This is a genomic window from Metabacillus sp. 84 (assembly GCF_050107715.1).
Taxonomy (GTDB): domain Bacteria; phylum Bacillota; class Bacilli; order Bacillales; family Bacillaceae; genus Metabacillus_B.
In genome coordinates this window covers 23,046-44,117 of sequence record NZ_JBNILN010000015.1, presented here as the reverse complement: position 1 = coordinate 44,117, position 21,072 = coordinate 23,046, and the positions used below count along the sequence as shown (strand labels likewise).

The following is a 21,072-nucleotide window of genomic DNA, read 5'->3' as shown; positions in this document are numbered from 1 at the left end:
TCATCATGATATATGTATATGTGGAGAAGGGGAAAAAATATCCGGTTTTCTGCCTATTTGATGGTTTAATAGGAATACCCGCGGGTACAGAAGAAGCGTTCTCAAAATCTCATAAAGGGACGCTCTGTCAAACGTAATTGCTGAATTCCGCAGCAGGTGTCCGCTTATCCAAGGCGGCGGATGGTGACGCTTCATTAGGCTGTGTACCTTGCGCTCCAAGCAGCAGCTATTCCAAAATCAGCATTAGGCCGGCATAAAAATTAAGGATTGTTTTTCAAAAAAAAATCGTTTAGTATGGGAAGGGAGTTAACCGGTTAACCAGGAGGGGTCATGATTAAAAATGTGACAATCAGAGATGTGGCCAGGCATGCCGGGGTATCCGCCGCAGCCGTTTCGTACGTGCTGAACGGGAAAAACAAGGTCTCAGCAGCAACGAAAAATAAGATTATGAGATCGATAGATGAATTAAACTATCTACCCGATTTTACGGCGATCAGCCTGTCCAAAAAGCAGTCAAAGCTGATTGGTTTGCTGAAAATACACAACCAGAAATCCCTTGAGCCGGTATTTCATTCCAATCTGTATTACAATGAATACATCAGCGGTGTAGAACATGCAGCAAGAAATTTCGGATATGATATCCTTCTTGGAGGCATCAGCCAAGCAGATGAGTGCAGGCAGTGGGTCAAAAGGAGAAATCTGGACGGACTCATCGTTATGAATGCCACAGGCTGCATAGCCGATGAACTGGCTGGAATTCTAGACATACCATGCGTATTTGTCGATACCTATGGGGAAGAAAACAGCACCAGCCTCACTTTGAACATTGATGATGAGGAAGGGGGATATCTGGCTTCACACTATCTCATCTCTCTCGGGCATCAGCACATTGCCATGGCCGTAACTTCGGCTATAGGGAGTCCAATAGAAGAGCAGAGGATAAAAGGCTACAAAAGGGCACTCGAGGAATCAGGTATGGTGTTTACTGATAATCTTATTTTTGAAAGCGGTGACAATAGACCTGAATCTTCCTTTAAAATCGGCACGGGCCTGCTAAAAACGAGCATACCAGTCACAGCCGTTTTCGCAGCTTCTGACACGCTGTGCTTCGGGATTATGAAAATATTTTCTTCAGCAGGCAGAGCACTTCCAAGAGATTTGTCGATAATCGGCTTCGATGATTTAAATATCAGCCAATATTTTTCTCCAAGTCTTACAACAATCAGGCAGGATATTATGGCAAAGGGAGAGAAAACATCAGAGATGATTTTTTCGGCCATATCCGGAAACCCGCCTGCATCGGCTAAACAGGTTCTCCCGGTAGAACTGATCATCAGGGAATCTGTGGTGCAGGTTACGTAAACGATTAACCAAACAGGTTGATTGATAGAACTATACATACTAAAGGATGGTGCAAACAATGAAAGTTACTGTTTGGAATGAAAACCGCCACGAAAACACAAATCCGGAAGTACGCAGGATTTATCCGGAAGGCATCCACGGAGCAATCGCAGGATTTCTTGAAGAAATGGGACACAGTGTGCAGACTGCCACGTTGGATGAGCCGGAGCACGGACTTACAGCCGAAGTTCTCGAAAATACCGAAGTGCTGATCTGGTGGGGGCACGTCGCACATGAAGAAGTTGAGGAAGAAGTTGTGGAAAGAGTTAAAAACTGTGTATTAAACGGCATGGGGTTAATTGTCCTTCATTCAGGGCACTTTTCAAAAATCTTCAAGTCGCTCATGGGAACAGGCTGTGATCTGAAATGGAGAGAAGCAGACGAAAAAGAGCGTTTATGGGTTGTTGAACCAAGCCATCCGATTGTTGAAGGCCTTGGTGAGTTCATCGAGCTTGAGAAAGAGGAGATGTACGGAGAGCACTTCGATATTCCTGCACCGGATGAGCTTGTTTTCATGAGCTGGTTTGAGGGGGGAGAAGTGTTCAGAAGCGGCTGCACGTATAAAAGAGGCAGCGGCAAAGTGTTTTATTTCAGACCCGGACACGAAACCTATCCAACCTATCATAATAAAGATATCCAAAAAGTAATTGGAAATGCTGTTCTTTGGGCAGCCCCTGCCAAAAGGGAAAAACCAGTATACGGGAATGCCCAGCCGCTCGAAGCCATTGCAGCGAAATAAGAGAATCGGAACCACATAAGGAGGAGCTTTTATGACAAAGATCAGAATCGGAGTGATTGGCTGCGGAAGCATCGCCAGACACCGCCACCTTCCAGAGTATGCAGCACAGGCTCAGACCGAAATCACCGCCGTGTGCGATGTTTCCGAGGAGCGGGCAAATGAAATAGCTGCACTTTACGGAGCAGCGGCTTACACAAATTATTCGGACCTGCTGAATAGCGGGAAGGTGGATGCAGTAAGTGTCTGCACACCGAACTATCTTCACGCGCCGATTTCGATTGATGCTCTTAAAGCAGGACTTCATGTCCTGTGCGAGAAGCCAATGGCAACCTCCAGAGAAGATGCGGAGGCTATGATCAAAGCAGCAAAGGAATCCGGAAAAAAGCTGATGATTGCCCATAACCAGCGTTTTGCACCCTCTCATCAAAAAGCAAAAAAGATGATTGAATCCGGTGAATTGGGTAAAGTCTACAGCTTCAGAACCGCTTTTGGCCATCCGGGGCCGGAAGCGTGGAGCGTAGATGGAAAAGACAGCTGGTTCTTTAGAAAAGAAGAGGCGTTCATTGGCGCTATGGGTGATTTGGGTGTGCATAAAAGCGACCTGCTCCGCTATTTGCTGGGAGAGGAATTTACGGAAGCCGGCGCATTTGTGCAAACGAGTGCGAAAACATTTGCGGATGTGGATGATAATGCAGTATGTGTATTGAAAACGGCCTCAGGCACACTCGGTACACTGACAGCAAGCTGGTCCTACACAGGAAAAGAGGATAATTCAACAATTCTTTACTGTGAGCACGGCATTATCCGGCTAGAGGATGACCCAATACACAGCATGATTGTGCAGTATGCAAATGGAGAAATCGTAAAATATGAACTTGGAAAAATTCAGTCCAATGAGGATGGCGGCCAGGTATCTACCGGTGTGATTGACCATTTTGCAGAATGCATCCTTGAAGACAAAGAGCCGCTCGTGACCGGGGAAGAAGGAAAAAAATCCCTGGAAGTGATTCTGGCTGCGTTAAAATCAAGCGAAACGAAACAAATTGTAGCGATTGAGCAGGGCGTTACAGCATGAAAAAGCTTAGAATTGGGATTATTGGCGCTGGAGGAATCGCAACAGACCGCCATATTCCATCCTTTCAAAAGTTTACGGATCAGGCAGAAATCACTGCAGTATGCGACATTAATGTTCACCGCGCTGAAGATGTTGCGGAGGAATTTGGAATCCCTCTCTTCTTCGGAGATTACCATGAGATGCTGCCGGATGTAGATGCGGTAGTTGTCTGCACACCGAATAAATTTCATGCACAGATCTCTATAGACGCACTGAATGCCGGAGTCCACGTTCTTTGTGAAAAGCCCATGGCCCTGGCAGCGGGAGAATGTCAGCAGATGATCGAAGCAGCAAAGAAAAACCAGAGGAAATTAGCGATTGCCTACCATTACCGGTATATGAAGGAATCCCAGGCAGCTAAAAAAGTGATGATTACGGAAGAAATCGGAACCCCTCTTGTAGTAAGGATTAAGGCACTTCGCCGCCGCAAGGTTCCCGGCTGGGGCGTGTTTACAAACAAAGAACTTCAAGGCGGAGGCAGCTTGATCGATTATGGATGCCACCTGCTCGATCTTGCTCTGTGGCTGATTGGCAATCCGAAAATTACGGATGTGACAGGCAGCACGTATAACGCATTAAGCAAAGTCCCGAATCAGGTTAATCTGTGGGGAGATTACGATCACCAAAAATTTAATGTGGATGACCATGTAACAGCCTATATCCGCTTTAAAAATGGGACATCCATGCTTTTTGAAACATCCTGGGCTACCAATATCCGGGATGATGAGGAGCATCTCAGCATTTCAGGAGTAAACGGAGGGATCAGCGTTTTTCCTATGGAGCTCTATACAACGAAATACAACATGCTGTTTAACAGCCAGCCAGCCTGGATTCCAGGTGAAGATGATCCTGGGGTGCTTCAGGCCAAGAACTTTATTGCAGCATGCTTCAATGAAGAAGAGCTGATTGTAAAGCCTGAAGAAGCCATGCAGGTTTCCGAAGTAATTGACGCGATTTACGAAAGCGGAAAAATTACGATTCAGGAATAAAGCATAAAGGGGAGGAAAAACATGAAACTGGGAGTATTCACTGTATTATTTTCCGACATGGAGTTTGAGCAAATGCTTGATACGGTAAAAGCGGCGGGTTTGCACGCTGTGGAAATCGGAACGGGCTGCTATCCCGGCAAAGCCCATTGTAACCTGGACGAGCTTTTGGAAAGTGAAGAAGCGAGAAGCCAGTACAAGAATAAGGTAGAAAGCCGCGGATTAACAATCAGCGCCTTCAGCTGCCATGGAAATCCGATTTCTCCTGATAAAGCGTTTGCAGCAGAATCGGATGAAACCCTTAGAAAAACGATAAAGCTCGCCTCCCTGCTTAATGTGCCGGTTGTAAACTGTTTTTCCGGAACGGCGGGAGATTCGGAGGAGGCAAAATATCCGAACTGGCCTGTAACACCCTGGCCAAATGAATACGGCGATGTTTTAACGTGGCAGTGGGAAAACAAGCTCGTTCCTTACTGGAAAGAGGTTGGAGAGCTTGCTAAAGAAAGCAGTGTGAAAATCGGACTCGAGCTCCATGGGGGCTTCCTTGTCCATACTCCATACACGCTTCTGAAGCTTCGTGAAAAAACGTGCGATGCTATCGGGGCCAACCTGGACCCCAGCCATCTGTGGTGGCAGGGAATCGATCCTGTGGCAGCCATTAAAATCCTGGCAAAAGAAAATGCGATTCACCATTTTCATGCCAAAGACACCCATATTGATCCGGACAATGTCAATATGTACGGTCTGACCGACATGCAGCCTTACGGAGAGGTGAAATCAAGGGCATGGTCTTTCAGGTCTGTCGGCTGCGGCCACAGCAACGACGAGTGGGGCCGTATGATCAGCACCTTAATTACCTATGGCTACGACTATGTGGTAAGCATTGAACATGAAGACCCCATCATGTCTATTCAGGAAGGATTTAAAAGAGCGGTAACGAACCTGCAATCCGTTCTGATTGAAGAAAAGCCTGCTGAAATGTGGTGGGTATAAAGATTCTGCGGAGTCCAGCTTCTCTGCTTGAACGCATGTGGAATAGGAAGAGGAAAACAATCAAGAAAAAAATGCTCAGAGCCCTGCTCAGAGCATTTTTTGTTGTGAAGGGACAGCACACTTCATTGCTTCGTCTGGCAGGCAAGAAGCGGGGGGCTGTGGAGATGAAACTTTATCGACCGTACTAAGTCGGATTACGGTCGAGATTGCATGATCGGGCGGACTGATTCATCTATCGGGCAAATTCCTGTATATCGACCCGAAATTCCAGTAAATCGGCCGTATTTACAATATATCGACCAAAATTCCAGTAAATCGGCCGTATTCTCAATATATCGATCGAAATCCCAGTAAATCGACCGTGTTCTCGATATATCGACCGAAATTCCAGTAAATCGGCCGTATTTACAATATATCGACCGAAATCCCAGTAAATCGACCATGTTCTCAGTATATCGACCAAAATCCCAGTAAATCGACCGTGTTCTCAGTATATCGGCCGAAATCCCAGTAAATCGACCGTGTTCTCAATATATCGGCCTTTTGGCAATATTACCCCAGCTTCATCTTTTTATGAAAATAAGTTTTATCTCTAATCCCTGTAGCTCTCCAGTGGAAAGGCTTTGATTCAGATTCCCTCCCAAGACGGAAGGATCACCCTTTTAGCTGACCGGCTGGTCCTGTTCGGCGTCTGCCCCTTTCCAATCTGATCTCCATTCGAATATGCTGATGAGATTGATCACATGCAGCGTATCGATCTCCATTACTGGGTTTTCTTTAGCGGATAAAACGAGCAGGGATGAATAGCGTCCGTATATTGGAATAACAGCGACTGTGTCATCTTCGAATGTATGAACCCGTGCTTGCTTTAGCTGTTCAGATACCTCCTGTTTATCAGGGATGGACATATTGAATATCGTTTCAAGCCGGCTGAGGACATTGTAGATGCTTTGGCTAAAGTGGTAGTCATCCTCCCCTTCAAGCGTATAAAGCTTTACGCTGAAATCGAATTGGTCGGTATACATTTCAACATAGCGGAGAACGGAATGACGGTATTCCTCAATGCTCTTAATGGAAGATTCCTTTGGCATCAAGTCCTCTTCCTCCTGTATAATAAGCGAAAACGCAGTAGATTTTTTGCGCATATATTCAAGGGTACGTTCATTATGCTGGATGGTTTCTTCAATCCACCCGCTATGCTTAAACTCAGCTGAGCCGATTTTCAGTATATTTGGGGTCTGGAAAATAGTTAAATCTGTAAAAACGGCTGCGGCTGCAAGCTGAACAAGAATAGGCCAGTCCGCTATCGTAATGTACTTAAGAAAAAAACAAACGGATAAAAAAGCTAAAAGAAAGGCATATAGACTCTTTCTTAATACCGGAAGAATGGATGTATAAATGGTTCGGTTTACCAAATATAAAATAATAGCACTGAATGAGTAAAGAGCAACCATCAAAAACAGCCATGGAACATACATAGGCAATCCCCCTCTTTACCATGTTTATTGGAGTGAGGGTAAAAAGATGATAGAGAAAGGGCGTTTAAAGCCATGCATTTTTTACAGCGGCATGAAGCAATTATCCAAAGGCTCGAAAAGGATAAAATGGTAAAAGTTACAGAACTCAGTTCAAGTCTTTCTGTTACTGAGAAAACCATCCGCCAGGATCTGATCGTGCTGGAGAACAAGGGGGTGCTGAAGCGCATACACGGCGGCGCCATTTTACCGGATTCAGCAGCAATGCTTTCGGTGGAAAAAAGGCAGGCAAGCTTTCTCTATGAAAAAAAGCAGGCAGCAAAAGCAGCTGCAGCATTCATTAAAGAGAATGACACAATTCTGCTTGATGGCGGAAGCACAATGCTAGAGCTTGCCAAACAGCTCATTCACCATAAAATTACTGTCGTCACCAATGATCTGAAGATTGCCCATGCGCTGCTGAATGCATCCAAAATCCAGCTGATTGTACTTGGAGGAGCGAGAAATGCTTCTGCGGGATTAACCGGTCCCATTGCTATGGATGCCTTGGAGAAAATATGGGTCCAAAACCTGTTCCTCGGTACCACTGCTGCAGATATTGATAAAGGATTAACCGTATTCAGCAACGATCAAGCGGAATATAAAAGAATGATTATGAACCGGGCGGAACAGATCACCCTTGTAACGGATCATACAAAATTCGGGCAAACCGCATTGATTCAGTATGCAGAAATAAACAGAGTCGACAGGATCATCACGAACTATGAACTGTCTTCCAACTGGAAATGCAAGCTGAAGGAAACCGGGATCCCTGTTACCTATACAAACGAATAAGGAGGAAAACATGAGGAGTGAAAATCAGGTACTGCACCAGATTGTGGAATTTGCCATGGGAGAATCCATGGTTAGAGCCGTAATGATGAATGGGTCTCGGCTTAACAGCAATGCCCCCAAGGATTTTCTTCAGGATTATGATTTGGTTTTTTTTGTAAACGATCTGCCTTCGGCGTGCTATAAAAGAAATCAAGACTGGATTCGGCAGTTTGGGGAACTTGTGATCATGCAGCAAAACGATTTTGATGACGGAGCATACATATTTTTAATGCTATTTAAGGATGGTGTCCGCATTGATTTATGCTTTAAGGACGCAGCTAGTATCCATAAATTAGTTAATGAAGATTCACTTACCCGTATTCTTCTGGATAAAGATCATTGTCTCCCTGAGCTCTCCCCGCCGGATGATTCCTCCTATTATGTGCAAAAACCCTCAGAGATGGAATATAAAAATTGCTTAAACGAAGCATGGTGGATTCAAACGTATACGGCAAAGGGTCTTCTTCGGAATGAGTGGCCGTACGCCAGGTACATGTATGACACCATTGTAATCCCATGCGTCCATTCAATCCTTTCATGGGTAATCGGCTATGAGCACGAATGGAGAGTTAATATTGGGGTAAGTGGACGCTGGCTTAACAGGTATCTTTCTCCCAGGCAATATGAAAAGCTTCACAGCTTATATGTATATTCAGACAAAGAGAGGCAATGGGATTGTTTGTTTAAGGCTGGTGAAGTTATTCGCGAATACGGAAGAAAAGCAGCCGGTAACATGGGCTATGAATATCCGGAGAGAGAAGATAAAGAAGTGACCGCTTATCTTCGAAACTTGCGAAAAAAAGATCTTATGTAAAAGTATCAGAAATTTCCAAAATAAAGTGCACGTATGATTCATCCTGTGATAAACTGAAAAAACGAACATAAAGATACAGAAGCGAACCTTAATAGGAAGGGGAGAGGATTCTTTTGTCCCATGATTTGTTTTCTCTGCACGGAAAGATAGCTCTTGTAACTGGGGCTAGCCGCGGGCTCGGAAAGGGGATGGCTCTTGGGCTGGCAGAAGCCGGTGCAGACATAATTGGAGCAGGTATCAGCAGTATGGCAGGTATTAAAAGTGAGATTGAAAGTCTGGGAAGATCCTTCATTGGGATCGAAGCCGATTTATCGGAAGAGAGGGCCAGAAGGGAACTGGTCACAAGAGCTTTGAAAGAGTCAGGAAGAATTGATGTCCTTGTGAATAACTCTGGAATGATCCGCAGAGCTGCGGCTGAAGAGTACTCGATGGAAGACTGGAGAGCAGTAATCAGTTTGAATGCAGAGGCTGTTTTTCAGCTTAGTTCAGAGACAGGCCGTCATATGCTTGAAAAGGGAAAAGGTAAAATCATCAATATTGCGTCCATGCTCTCCTTTCAGGGAGGCGTGAGGGTTCCCGCTTATACAGCAAGCAAGCATGCAGTAGCCGGTATAACAAAAGCCCTTTCCAATGAATGGGCTGGAAGAGGCGTGTGTGTAAACGCCATAGCACCTGGCTATATGGAAACGGACAATACAGAAGCTCTCAGGCAGGATAAAGAAAGGAATGCATTCATTCAGTCGCGAATTCCGGCCGGGCGCTGGGGAAGTGCTGAGGATTTAAAGGGTCCGGCTGTATTTCTGGCTTCTGATGCATCCAATTATGTAAGCGGCCACATTCTGGCAGTTGATGGAGGATGGCTGAATTTTTAACAGTATGGAGGGAGATAGGATGGAAACAAGACATTGTGCAAGCAGAGAAGAAACAAAACGGTTCACGACTGAAGAACTTAGGAACGCATTTTTGATTGAGACACTTTTTAAAGCTGAGAGCTTAAATTTAACCTATACACACGAAGACAGGATGCTGATTGGAGGCGCAATTCCAGTAAGAGAACCGCTGGCTTTAATCGAGCCTGATATTAGAACAAAAGGGTTTTTTGAAAGAAGAGAGGCGGGTATCATCAATATCGGGGGTCCCGGTATCATCAAAGCAAATGGAGAGCCATACCACTTGGAGCAAAAGGATTGTCTGTATGTCGGTCTCGGAACAGAGGAAGTCATTCTCTCCAGTGCCGATCCTGCTAATCCAGCCCGCTTTTACATTCTTTCCACTCTTGCCCACAAAGTATATCCAACTGTAAAAATCGGCATTAACGAAGCCGCACCTGTTCATTTGGGCGATGAAAAAAATTCGAATAAGCGGACCATTTACAAGTACATTCATGCTGAAGGCGTCCAAAGCTCACAGCTGATGATGGGAATGACTCTCCTGGCACCTAATTGTATGTGGAACACGATGCCTGCTCATATTCATGACCGCCGCTCCGAGGTTTACTTGTATTTTGACATGGAAGAGGATACGAGAGTCTTTCATTTTATGGGAGAACCTTCAGAGACACGGCATCTGATTCTGCAGAACGAGCAAGCGGTCATATCGCCAAGCTGGTCGATCCATTCAGGTATCGGCACGAGCAACTATACGTTCATTTGGGCGATGGCCGGAGAAAACTATACGTTTGATGACATGGAGCATGTTGCAATGAGCGATTTAAAATAGGGGGAATCGGCTGTGAATGTGGTGAACGAGGGAATAAAAACGGATAAGTATAAAACAGTCTCTGCTTCACTTGAATTTATTGATGAGGCAATGGAACATGCTCTGGAAAAAATCAGCTCAAGCCTTGAAGATTTTACCCATGCATTTCCGGATGACACGACCGTTGAAAACCGTTATTATATCCGAAAACCTGAAAAGCCCGGACAGGATCGGGGCGGCAACCACGGATGGACGACAAGCTTTTGGACGGGAATGATCTGGCTTGCCTATGAGGTGACCGCGGATGAAAAATACAGAAGGGCAGCAGAAGTCCACATCGATAGTTTTCATGACCGAATTGTCCAGAAAATCGATTGTGACCATCATGATCTGGGATTTCTATATACGCTTTCCTGCGTAAGCGCCTACAAACTGACTGGCAATGAAAAAGCAAAAGAAGCTGCTTTAATGGCCGCTGATCACCTTATGAGCCGGTACTTTGAAAAAGCAGGCATTATTCAGGCGTGGGGAGACTTGAATGATCCGTTGCAAAGAGGAAGAATCATCATTGATTGTCTCATGAACCTACCTTTGCTTTACTGGGCTTCGGAGGCTACAGGGGACATGAAATACAAAGCGGCTGCGGAAAAACATGCAAACAACGCTTACAGGTGGATTGTCAGAGAGGACGCCTCTACCTTCCACACCTATTTTTTCGATCCGGAAACAGGGGATGCCAGGTATGGGAAAACCCATCAGGGGTACCGGGATGATTCCTGCTGGGCCCGGGGACAGGCGTGGGGAATCTATGGTTTTCCATTAAGCTATAAATATACTGGGAACCATGAGTTTATTCAAATGTCTGAAAAGCTGGCCCATTATTTTTTAAATAGAACGCCCGCCGACGGTGTGGTCTATTGGGATTTGGCTTTTTCAGATGACAGCGGGGAGGAGAAAGACAGTTCCTCCTCAAGCATCGCGGCCTGCGGCTTGCTGGAACTTGCAAAATATACCGAGATTAAAGACAGCCAAAGATATTATGAAAGGGCTGCTGCTGCAATCCTGCAAGACCTTTACACAGGCTACTCAACTAGAAATATGCCCGAATCCAACGCTCTTCTGCTGCATGGAGTCTATGCAAAACCGGAAAACCTCGGTGTGGATGAGGGGAATTTATGGGGAGACTATTATTATATGGAAGGTCTTGTCCGGCTGAAGAAAAATTGGAATCTTTATTGGTAAACAGCTTGATCGATCAGGGCAGTACTCCGTTTATCATATGTTTCATAGAGTCTCCCTGATTTTTTTAACAGATTTACAGCTATGCCAAATCATAATAATGTAAGCGTTCTCAAAAATACGGTTCGGCTCATGATCATAGAGACAGATTCACTTGCTTTCTTCCAAAATAAAGGCATGTGAGCGGGCTTTAACCGGGGGAAAAGGATGAAGTTTAAAAGGGGATTGGTTATTTTGCTTTCGCTGCTGCTGCTGATGCCAGGCTGGCCTGCGTCCGCTGAGGAAAACGTTCCGCCAAAGGAAGAAAACCATGAGGAAGCACAGCTTGTTATCGAGGATTTTGAAGATGTATCTCAATGGAGAGGGCTGACATCCGAACAGGAAGTTGTTCATGAAGGCAGCTTTTCCGGGAGATGGAACATTACCGATCCGGTCAGCGGAAAATGGATGAAAGCCGTCGAAACATCGGCCATTCCTGCTGACTGGTCCTCCTATGATTCGCTGAACTTGTGGGTCCATTCTGAAAAGGCAACGAATGACCGGATTTATGTGGTCCTCTACTCAGATAATCCTGCTACTCCACAGCTTGACTACTATATTGCCTCTATTCAAACTACATGGCAGGGATGGCAAAAAGTTACGCTTCCCTACTACTCCTTTCGCAAAGGCTACACTCCTGCAGGCTTTAACAAAATTGATCAATTACGGCTCCACAGTTCCTGGTATGGAGAAACTCCGGATCCGGAAACCCGGCTCGTTCTGGACCAAATGACTCTGGAATATATGATGGAATCTGATATTCTGCACATAGACGGTTTTGAAGATTCCAAGAAGTGGACCTCAGTAACGGAAAACACTGAATTTGTTAAAGAGGGACTCTATAGCGGAAAATGGGAAAACATGCCGGTGAAAAAAGCCGTCCAGTCCACTGCGATTCCAAAGGACTGGTCACGCTATGATAAGCTTGAGTTTTGGATGTATTCCGAAAAAGCAACCGGTACGACCATTTACCCTATACTGGATTCAGATGATCCTGAAACAGAAGGCTTCGATTATTATCTCACAGGATTGAAGATTGATTGGACAGGGTGGAAGCTTGTGTCCATTGATTTGAAAAACTTCTCTCCTTCGCGGAAGCCGCTTGGTCTTGATGCTGTCAATAAACTTACTTTCCATTCCTTCTGGTACAGCGATCAGCCTCCGGACCCGGAAACGGTTGTATATTTAGATGATTTGAAGCTTGTAAGAGAATCCTTTCAAGTCTCTCCGAAATCCATCAGTAAAGAAGGTCTCCCAGACCAGGAGCAGACATATTTAGTAACCATCTTAAATAAAGCAGCGGAAACCGATTATTTTGAAGTGAGCATTCCGGAAGAATACGCCGGCAAAGTAAAACTAAGCGAGACTTCCGGTGAACTCAAACCCGGTGAATCCAAAACCATATCGGTACGCTGGAAAGAATCTAATGAGAGTCCGGCAGGAGATGAACAAACAATGACCATTTCGATTATTTCCCGCCTTAAACTGGGTGCAAGTTTTCAAGTCAAGCTGAAACGAAAAGCGGTAAAGTGGGAACCTGCTATCCATGCGAGGCCTAAATCATTTATATCCGTCCAGGAACTCTCAGAAGGGAAAAAAAGAATTCAGTCCGAGCCCTGGGCAGCTGATTATTATCAAAAGCTGCTTGCTGAAGCCGATAAGCACTTACTGGCAAACCTGGAGGTGCTGGATAAGGCGGGCGGGCACGGAATGTGGTTCTTGTGTGATGACAGCTCACAGCTTCAGTATGATTCCTCGAGCCCGAATAAGCATTATTGCCCTGCTGAAGACCGATATTATACAGGAGATTCTTATGATGCCGGCTGGCGTTATTACCGCCATAATGAACTGGTTAAAGCTGCCCGCACTCTCGCAGTAGCCCACAAACTGAGTGGAGATGCACGATACGGAGAGAAGGCAGCTGAGATTCTGATCTCGTATGCAAACCATTATCCAAATTACGCAAAGCAGGCAAGGGGGGGAAGACTTTACTGGCAGACGCTTGATGAATCAGTCAGTATGGTGGATTTAGCCTATACGTATGATCTTCTGTATGACAGCGGACTGATGGCGGACCAGGATCTGGCAAATATAGAATTGAATATGCTAAGACCGTCTGCCATTACAATCAGTGAATATGACATGGGCCGGTCCAACTGGCAGGCATGGCATAATGCGGCTGTCGGAATGATTGGATTTGCATTGGGAGAAAAAGAGTACATGGAATTTGCCATTAATGGAGAACATGGCTTTCACTATCTAATGAAAGAAAGTGTCCTTTCAGATGGATTTTGGTGGGAGGGCTCCATTGCTTATCATTTATATGCACTAAGAGCTCTTCAGCATTTGGCTGACGGAGCTGCAAGCTGGGGATATGATTTATACAGCAGTCCTGAGCTCAAAAAGATGTACACTATGCCTCTTGATTATGCTTATCCAAATTTGGGGCTCCCCTTCAATAACGATGGAGGCGGCTACGGCAGCTCCCTGGTCGATTCGATTTCGAAAAAAGGGAATTTTGACTACGAGGGTGCTTTTTCTGCTTATGGAACTTCAAGCTTTGCATGGCTTCTCGGGCAAAAATATCACCAAACCCCCAGAGAAGGAGAATTTGCTCTGTTTAAAGGAGCCCTGCCGATTCCGAAAAATGGAGCTCATAAATGGATGAGCCGGAATTTCGAGGGTGCGGGCCAGGGAGTTTTAAGATCAGGAGATATGTATGTCGTGATGGATTATGGACCTTACGGAGGGTCTCACGGGCATCCGGATAAGCTCCATATTGATCTTTTCGCAAACGGAAAAGCCTTTGCACCAGATTTCGGAACGCCGAGCTACGGTCATGTCTTATACACAGGCTGGTATAAGCAAACAGTCAGCCACAATACGCTCGTTGTGGATGGCGCCTCACAAAAAGCAGAAGAGGGTGAGCTGAAAGAATTTGCCGCAGGGAAAAACCTCCAATTCATGAATGCTGAAGCTAATCAAGCATATCCCGGCGTAAGCATGAAAAGGTCTATATTTATGACAGACCGTTATACAGTGGACTGGATGGAGGCCTCAAGTCCAGGAGCCATAAAACAGTATGACTGGGTTTTTCATGGACTTGGGGAATTTTCTTCTGATCTGAACCTGACTGAGCGGCATTCTCCGCTAGGTTCACAAAACGGCTATCAATTCCTGGAAAATCCGAGAAGTGCCCATACAGATCAATCGTTTAAAGCAGAATGGAAACTGGATGGAAAAACGTTGAAGATGACCGCACTCAATACAGGATTCAAGGAAGTGGCTGCTGCTGATGGACCGGGTCCATCTTCAAAACCGGACCAAAAAGAACCCGTTCTATTTCAGCGTCAAAACGGAGAAGCAGCCCATTTCGTAAATGTATTCAGTGCTGCCGAAGAGAATATTGAAGCAGAATGGTTTGATCAAAATGGAATTCAAATAACCGATGAGAAGGGGATGACCTGCTTAATTGCCAATCCAGAAACCGAAGAGGGGGGGCTTATTGCAGGGAATGTGACCATTCTCCCGGGGGTAGGCAAAAGCTGCAGTGACCTTCCGATTAAAGTAATGGCAGCCGGGGAGAATTTAACTATCGTACTGCCGGATAAAACCATCATGAAACATGCTACCCTGATGATAAAAGGTGAAGGGTATGAAAGGATAACGGTGAACGGAAAGAAAACGGAAGGAAAAAAATGGGGTGGAGTAACAGTTATAGAAAAATAGCCCGATGGAAACAGCCCCCTTGAAATAGGGGGCTGTTTAATTAAATGCTTTAATCGCCTGCTTAACATTCATATAAGTACGAATTCCGGAAAGCTCTGCAATCAAATCTGTACTGGTTTCAAGAATAAGCAAAGGAGTCACTCCTGTGAGAATAAGCTCAGTTCCCATCATATTTAAAACGCTATATAGTTTGAGCAGTCTGGCTACTTCATCCTTCTCCACTTTAATCAAGCCTGAAAGATCGACGATGATTGCCTGATCACCCGATTGGGCGGCATAAGAGGACACTGTATTAATAAGTTCCTCTGATCGTTTAACAGTCAGTTCTCCAATCAAGGGGAGTACGGACAAATGATCATTTATAGGCACAATGGGAGTGGAAAGCTCAGATATTTTATCCAGGTATTCTCTCTGCTTTGTGATATCCTTTTGGATACCAATAAAATACGTCTTTTGCTCACTTTCGATGAAAACGGGCTCAATATGAAGCTCGTTCCAAAAAGCGGTGCCGTTCTTACGGTAGTTATATATTTCTGTCAAAAAAGGCTTTTCGTTTTTAAGCGATTCTCTAATTCTGCTGACCGTTCTTGAACTGGTTTCTTTACCTTGAAGAAAGCGGCAGTTTTTCCCGATTGCTTCATCAGACGAATAACCGGTCATTTTAATAAACCCATCATTTACGTAAACAAGGGGATTATCCGATAAGGACGGGTCCGTAATCGATATGCCAATATGTGCAGAGTCCATCGCTTTTTTTATTAATTCATTGTTTATCAATATGTTCTCCAAAAACCTTTCCCCCCGACATTTTCTACCATGTTTATTCCCTAAATTATATTACTTAAACAGAAGCTAAACCTATTTATGGAATGACTAAGTGGTGATTTGCCCTTACTATCTATCAGGTATAAATGGCCATGGAACGGTGCCTGTACTCTCCTGCACAAAAGCATACTCTTTCACGGCAATGCAAAGGATGCAGGCACCCCTTAAAAGCAGGTGCATCGCCTGAACTTTTTGAAATTAGATTTGTGCGGCCATTGATGGCATTTATAACATCTCTAAGATTGCATTTTTGAGCTTATATGGCCCGCTCATGCATGCAAGCTTATTCATTTTCCTTAAAAATGCTCAGTTTTGGCTATTAATAAGGCTTTTTAAGCTGCAGCGAGGGGCGAATCTTCAGGATATCGACCGTAAATCATATCATATCGACCGATTATTTCATTTATCGGCCGAAATTTCTATATATCGGCTATTATTTTGTTATATCGGCTATTATTTTTATATATCGACTTTTCGACAAAAAATGTGTTAATTCGCCAATTTTGCATGATTAAAAGGAGGATCAGTTTAAAGTGAACAAAAAAAGCTAATCGTCTCTTCATAATAAGCAATCCCCATGACGTAACGAGGCAGTCTATTCCGGTAATGAGCTGATAATAAAGATAGCGGAATCACATATTTGCACTGATCATGCGTGGAGGTCCCGGAGCTTCGCAGGCCACTCTTAAGTACGTAAAAACCCTGCAGAAGCAGGGTTTTAGACTCTGTTTATTTAGCTGCTTTTTGGAGCTGATCAATAACAGAAAGAGAACGCCCGGTTCCAATCGCTACTGATTCAAGAGGGTTCGGTGCCAGATGGACAGGAACGACGATCTCGTTGCTGAGCCAATCCTGCATTCCGTTAAGAAGAGCTCCTCCCCCGGTTAAAATGACTCCGCGATCCACAATATCTCCGCTTAGTTCAGGCGGGCAATCTTCGAGAGTGGCCCGGATTGCTTCGAGAATGTGCAACAAGGATTCTTTCATCGCCTGCTGAATTTCAGTGGAACGAAGCTCAATGGTTTTAGGCAGACCGGTTACGAGATCACGCCCGCGTACTTCCATCGTAATTTCCTCATGATCGGTCAAAGCATAGCCAATTTCAATTTTTATTTGCTCGGCTGTGCGTTCTCCGATTAGCAAATTGTATTTTTTTCGGACGTATGTCACGATATCCTCATCCAGCTGATCTCCGCCAATTCTGATCGAGTGGCAGGAAACGATTCCTCCAAATGATATAATCGCAACCTCCGTTGTGCCTCCTCCGATATCTACAACCACATTGGCAACAGGCTCAGCTACCGGGAGGTCCGCTCCAATCGCTGCGGCAACAGGTTCTTCGATCAAATGAACATGCTTTGCGCCACAGTTTTTAACCGCATCATGGATGGCACGGCGTTCGACGGAAGTGGAACCGGATGGAGTGCAGACAACTACACTAGGCTTTCTAATTGAAAAACCGAGCTGTTTGCCAGCCTTTTTCATAATTTGTTTTAGCATTTCTGTTGTGACATCATAATCAGCAATAACTCCATCTTTCAATGGACGGATGGCTACAATTTTGCCGGGGGTTTTCCCGATCATGCTTTTTGCCTCGGCACCGACTGCAAGCACATTTTTTGTTTCAGTATCAATGGCAACTACGGACGGTTCATTTAACACAATCCCTTTATTTTTCGTGTAAACCAATATATTGGCTGTTCCAAGATCAATTCCTATTTCAGTATTAGAAAACATCGTTTCACCCATTCTTTATAGAATTCGAGACTTATATATGGCTTCTCCTCATTATGTCGATTTATGGGGGTTGGTTTCAATGGAATGTTGTGGGAATGCGAAAAATTATCAAAGAGATAGGCGCAACCGGAATCTGCAAGAGCTTTTCACCCTGCCTTACCGGGAAATCTTATACTCTGATTTTGTATTATACCCGATCTCGATTAAAGAGCGTCTTTATAAACCGGGAAATCCTTCTATTATTCTCTTTTACAATCTGATACAGTATTTTAGTAAGCTGGCTATTTTACTAACAGCTATTGATTGGAGCGGTAGACGTAAGACTTTAAGCTTGAGAGCAGCGGGACAGGTAAGATAACGCATCCGCAAAGCAGTAAGAAAGCTTACCGCCCGTCCAAGGATTATCAGCGGACGCCAGCTGGCTGAAATCGGCTGTCAAATTTAGCAGCGCCGATAAGTTAGGGTTACAATGCTGGATAAGAGGGGAAGTATAGGTGAATGTGGTACAGATTCGCAAATGAAAGCTGGATTGATAAACAATGGTAAAAAAACAGATAAAAACTGTAGCGGCAGCAGCGTTCATCATATACTTGGCGTTTTTGCTCAAATTGATCCTGTTTAAGGATATTCCGCTTGCAGATACACCGGGCCATATTGCGGGTCTGAGCAAGGACACCGTTAAGCAGAATCTGGCTTACAGCAATATGGTCCCGCTTTCTACTGTTAAAAGGTATTTGATGGTGGCCGAAAGCAGACCGGGATTAAGCATCCCTAATCTTATGGGGAATTTAGCAGGATTTATTCCTTTTGGATTTTTATTGCCTGTATTTCTGAAAAAGCTAAGGAATATCTGGCTGATGATTTTCCTTTCTTTTCTTTTTAGTTTACTGCTTGAAGGGAGTCAGCTCTCCTTAGCCCTGGGTGTATTTGATGTGGATGATTTGCTGTTGAATACGCTTGGCGGTGGTATAGGCTGCCTGCTGTTTCTGCTAATGAAAAAAATGGGGCGATCCGGATAGGATCGCCCTGTTATTATGGCTTTAGAACAACTTTTACACAGGCATCTTCATGTTCATTGAAGATGCTGTAGGCATGTGAGGCTTCGTCGAGCGGAATCTGATGGGATACAATCTCTGACGGAGTGAGCTGCCCGGATTCAATCATATCATACAGCCTTGGCATGAAATGAATGACGGGAGCCTGTCCGGTCTTCATCGTAATGTTTTTTGAGAAAATATCTCCAAGCGGAAATTCATTATAGGAAGCTCCGTATACTCCTGTCAGCTGAATTGTTCCAAACTTGCGCACTGCTTCAGAAGCAATCCGGATGGGGCCCAGGCTGCCGCCGTGAAGGTTCAGCTTTTGGCCAATCTTCTCCATCGCTGTCATTCTGCCGTCCATACCTACACAATCGATGACAACGTCTGCTCCTCCATTCGTAAAATCATGCAAATAAGAGCCTGCATCATCCTGTGAAGTAAAATCAAAAGTTTCCACCTGGTTCATTTGTTTTGCTTTTTTCAGTCTGTAGTCCAGCTGGTCCACTGCAATGACCCGTTCAGCACCTGCCATTGCTGCAAATTTCTGAGCCATCAGTCCCACCGGTCCGCAGCCGAGAACAATAACGGTATCGCCAGCTTTAACTCCAGCATTCTCAACACTCCAATACGCGGTTGGAAGAACGTCCGACATAAACAGGAGGTCTTCATCCTCGCGTTCACACGATGGAGGAACGACGAAAGAGGTAAAATCAGCATATGGCACTCGAAGGTATTCGGCCTGTCCTCCCGGATGCCCTCCGAACATTTCTGTGAAACCAAACAGCCCGCCTTGCTCACCAAGCGGATTGGAGTTATCGCATTGGCTTTCCATCTGATTGGCACAGTAAAAGCAAGTACCGCAGCCAATATTGAAGGGGATGACAACCCTGTCTCCTTTTTTTACATTGCTTACATCAGAACCGACCTCTTCGACAATACCCATCGGCTCGTGTCCGATGACATAATCTTTATTTATTGGCATGTTGCCTTGATAGAGATGCAAATCAGAACCGCAAATGGCTGTAGATGTAATTTTCACAATCATATCCGTGTTTTCCTGAATCCGAGCATCCTCAACTTGTTTAACTTCAATTTTCTCACTGCCTTGGTACGTAACGGCCTTCATTTTTCACTCTCCCAGTTAAGTAGTTAGACAGTTTTTTAATACCCTGTATACCCAACCCTAACCCTGAAATTATGACAAAAGATGGTTATTTGAATTCTTTACAATCACCTGAATTAGGATTATGCTCAATCTAGCAAAAGACTGGAGCAGCTGAAAGGAGTCCATCATGAAAGTTGAGAAAAGCGTTTTTGGGCATTTGAATAACCGCCCCGTATATAGGTATACCATGCAAAACAGCAGCGGGATGGAAGTAACCTGCATAGAATATGGCTGTGCCATTACCAGAATTCTTGTACCCGACCGAAATGGAGCGCTCGAGAACGTTGTGCTCGGTTGCAGCCAATTGGAAGATTACATAAGCAAAGTTCCCTATTTTGGTGCAATTGTCGGCCGGGTTGGCGGCAGAATTAGAAACGGTGAATTGCCTGTTGGTGACGAAACGTTCTCAATTACTAAAAATCAGGAGGGGAACCATCTCCACGGCGGTGAAAAGGGGTTAACACACAGGGTATGGTCCTCTAGCCAAACAGAATCTGGTGTGGAATTTTATTGTGAAAGCCCGGATGGGGAAGAGGGGTTCCCGGGGAATCTGAAACTGAAGGTTTGTTATGAACTTACAGAGGAAAATGAGCTGATTTTAACCTATTATGGAGAGTCAGACCGGGATACGGTTCTTAACATGACCAATCATACATACTTCAACCTGAGCGGATCTTTAAAGGACTCCGTACTTAGCCATCAGCTAACGCTTCCGAGCGCACACTTTCTCGAGCTGAATGACCATTCCCTGCCTACCGGGAGAGCCTTGGAAACGGAAGGAACGGTTTTCGATTTTCGCAATGGCAGAGTGCTTGCTGATGGAATTCATTCAGGTCATGAACAGATTTGCCTTGCCGGGGGAGGGTATGACCATCCTTTTCTCCTGGATGAAGGAAAGGAAATGGTGCTCTATGAGAAAAACAGCGGTAGACTTCTGAGGGCGGTAACCGATCAGCCTGCTGTCATTGTCTATACTAGCAATTCCATGGGAAATGATATTGTGCTTCAGGAGGGGAAAAGGGCAGAAAAGCATATGGCTGTTTGCCTGGAAACCCAGATGCCTCCGGATGCAGTTCATCACGAAACGTTTCCTTCCATTGTATTAATAAGCGGGGAGGAATACCGGGCTCAAACGAAGTGGGCCTTCTCAGCCGAATAACCGGAAGGGGCTTGAAGGATAAATCCTGCTGAAAAAAACAGCTGAA

General features: G+C 44.9%; 17 protein-coding genes. 13 read left to right on the top strand and 4 right to left on the bottom strand.

Translation table 11 applies throughout. The features are described from left to right. The first annotated feature begins 330 nt into the window (after nt 1–330). Genes ACQCV8_RS18085 through ACQCV8_RS18065 form a run of 5 tightly spaced genes read left to right on the top strand, consistent with a single transcriptional unit; the run spans nt 331 to nt 5,233 of the window. Nucleotides 331–1,362, top strand: a complete 1,032-nt coding sequence (locus ACQCV8_RS18085) for a LacI family DNA-binding transcriptional regulator (protein ID WP_426846851.1) — start codon at nt 331–333, stop codon at nt 1,360–1,362. 58 nt (nt 1,363–1,420) lie between these two features. Next, the gene (locus ACQCV8_RS18080) at nt 1,421–2,140 is read left to right on the top strand and encodes a ThuA domain-containing protein (RefSeq protein WP_426846849.1); all 720 of its coding nucleotides are present in this window, start codon (nt 1,421–1,423) and stop codon (nt 2,138–2,140) included. 31 nt (nt 2,141–2,171) lie between these two features. After that, nucleotides 2,172–3,215, top strand: coding sequence for a Gfo/Idh/MocA family protein (locus ACQCV8_RS18075; protein WP_426846847.1), 1,044 nt, complete (start codon nt 2,172–2,174; stop codon nt 3,213–3,215). Continuing rightward, a complete protein-coding gene (locus tag ACQCV8_RS18070; protein ID WP_426846845.1) occupies nt 3,212–4,243 on the top strand; it encodes a Gfo/Idh/MocA family protein in 1,032 nt (343 codons plus the stop codon). The genes ACQCV8_RS18075 and ACQCV8_RS18070 overlap by 4 nt, the downstream gene beginning before the upstream one ends. A 21-nt stretch (nt 4,244–4,264) precedes the next feature. Further along, nucleotides 4,265–5,233 carry a sugar phosphate isomerase/epimerase family protein gene (locus tag ACQCV8_RS18065; protein WP_426846843.1) on the top strand — a complete coding sequence of 323 codons (969 nt, stop codon included), beginning with the start codon at nt 4,265–4,267 and terminating at the stop codon, nt 5,231–5,233. A gap of 662 nt (nt 5,234–5,895) precedes the next feature. Here ACQCV8_RS18065 and ACQCV8_RS18060 read toward each other — a convergent pair. Next, complete coding sequence (locus ACQCV8_RS18060) at nt 5,896–6,711, bottom strand: type II toxin-antitoxin system SpoIISA family toxin (protein ID WP_426846841.1); 816 nt, start codon at nt 6,709–6,711, stop codon at nt 5,896–5,898. 72 nt (nt 6,712–6,783) lie between these two features. Here ACQCV8_RS18060 and ACQCV8_RS18055 point away from each other — a divergent pair, with 72 nt between their 5' ends. The 6 genes from ACQCV8_RS18055 (at nt 6,784) to ACQCV8_RS18030 (ending at nt 15,100) form a co-directional block, all read left to right on the top strand. After that, complete coding sequence (locus tag ACQCV8_RS18055; RefSeq protein ID WP_426846839.1) at nt 6,784–7,542, top strand: DeoR/GlpR family DNA-binding transcription regulator; 759 nt, start codon at nt 6,784–6,786, stop codon at nt 7,540–7,542. A gap of 10 nt (nt 7,543–7,552) precedes the next feature. Beyond that, on the top strand, nt 7,553–8,395 hold the full coding sequence (locus ACQCV8_RS18050) for an aminoglycoside 6-adenylyltransferase (protein ID WP_426846838.1): 843 nt from the start codon (nt 7,553–7,555) through the stop codon (nt 8,393–8,395). 113 nt (nt 8,396–8,508) lie between these two features. Then, on the top strand, nt 8,509–9,267 hold the full coding sequence (kduD, locus tag ACQCV8_RS18045) for a 2-dehydro-3-deoxy-D-gluconate 5-dehydrogenase KduD (protein WP_426846836.1): 759 nt from the start codon (nt 8,509–8,511) through the stop codon (nt 9,265–9,267). Between the two features lie 19 nt (nt 9,268–9,286). Further along, complete coding sequence (kduI, locus tag ACQCV8_RS18040) at nt 9,287–10,114, top strand: 5-dehydro-4-deoxy-D-glucuronate isomerase (RefSeq protein WP_426846834.1); 828 nt, start codon at nt 9,287–9,289, stop codon at nt 10,112–10,114. Nucleotides 10,115–10,126: 12 nt separating this feature from the next. Continuing rightward, a complete protein-coding gene (locus ACQCV8_RS18035; RefSeq protein WP_426846832.1) occupies nt 10,127–11,335 on the top strand; it encodes a glycoside hydrolase family 88 protein in 1,209 nt (402 codons plus the stop codon). A 204-nt stretch (nt 11,336–11,539) separates the two neighbouring features. Continuing rightward, on the top strand, nt 11,540–15,100 hold the full coding sequence (locus ACQCV8_RS18030; protein ID WP_426846830.1) for a heparinase II/III domain-containing protein: 3,561 nt from the start codon (nt 11,540–11,542) through the stop codon (nt 15,098–15,100). A gap of 36 nt (nt 15,101–15,136) precedes the next feature. Here ACQCV8_RS18030 and ACQCV8_RS18025 read toward each other — a convergent pair whose 3' ends face one another. After that, a complete protein-coding gene (locus tag ACQCV8_RS18025) occupies nt 15,137–15,889 on the bottom strand; it encodes a PAS domain-containing protein (protein ID WP_426846828.1) in 753 nt (250 codons plus the stop codon). A 765-nt stretch (nt 15,890–16,654) separates the two neighbouring features. After that, nucleotides 16,655–17,662 (bottom strand): rod-share determining protein MreBH, encoded by a 1,008-nt coding sequence (gene mreBH / locus ACQCV8_RS18020; protein ID WP_426846826.1) that lies wholly within the window; start codon nt 17,660–17,662, stop codon nt 16,655–16,657. Between the two features lie 539 nt (nt 17,663–18,201). Here mreBH and ACQCV8_RS18015 point away from each other — a divergent pair. Beyond that, nucleotides 18,202–18,681, top strand: a complete 480-nt coding sequence (locus ACQCV8_RS18015) for a VanZ family protein (RefSeq protein ID WP_426846824.1) — start codon at nt 18,202–18,204, stop codon at nt 18,679–18,681. A gap of 13 nt (nt 18,682–18,694) precedes the next feature. Here ACQCV8_RS18015 and ACQCV8_RS18010 read toward each other — a convergent pair whose 3' ends face one another. After that, nucleotides 18,695–19,828, bottom strand: coding sequence for a zinc-dependent alcohol dehydrogenase (locus ACQCV8_RS18010; RefSeq protein ID WP_426846822.1), 1,134 nt, complete (start codon nt 19,826–19,828; stop codon nt 18,695–18,697). 166 nt (nt 19,829–19,994) lie between these two features. Here ACQCV8_RS18010 and ACQCV8_RS18005 point away from each other — a divergent pair, with 166 nt between their 5' ends. Beyond that, nucleotides 19,995–21,026 carry an aldose epimerase family protein gene (locus ACQCV8_RS18005; RefSeq protein WP_426846820.1) on the top strand — a complete coding sequence of 344 codons (1,032 nt, stop codon included), beginning with the start codon at nt 19,995–19,997 and terminating at the stop codon, nt 21,024–21,026. Nucleotides 21,027–21,072 lie beyond the last annotated feature (46 nt).